The following is a 385-nucleotide window of genomic DNA, read 5'->3' as shown; positions in this document are numbered from 1 at the left end:
TCCGGACTCATTCCGATGCTGACGCTATATCACTGGGATCTCCCGCAGTGGATCGAGGACAAGGGCGGTTGGACGCAGCGCGAGATTGTCCAGCATTTTATGACGTATGCCTCTGTAATCATGGATCGATTTGGACAGCGTATAAGCTGGTGGAATACGATAAATGAGCCCTATTGTGCCTCTATTTTGGGCTATGGTACAGGAGAGCATGCCCCCGGCCATCGGAACTGGAAGGAAGCCTTTACTGCCGCCCACCATACTCTGCTGTGTCATGGGATAGCCATCAAATTACACAAGGAAAAAGGGCTGACGGGCAAGATAGGTATTACACTGAATATGGAGCATGTGGATGCCGCTTCTGAACGACCCGAGGATGTAGCCGCTG

1 protein-coding gene is annotated in these 385 nt (G+C 51.7%); it reads left to right on the top strand.

Annotated features, from left to right (window positions below):
- A partial coding sequence (locus tag WG8_RS28750; RefSeq protein ID WP_007431729.1) for a family 1 glycosylhydrolase occupies window positions 1-385 on the top strand: 385 nt, incomplete at both ends.

The sequence above is a fragment of the Paenibacillus sp. Aloe-11 genome, from assembly GCF_000245715.1.
Classification (GTDB): Bacteria; Bacillota; Bacilli; order Paenibacillales; family Paenibacillaceae; genus Paenibacillus; species Paenibacillus kribbensis.
Note: the sequence above shows the minus strand (reverse complement) of the source record. Positions and strands in the feature narration are given on the sequence as shown.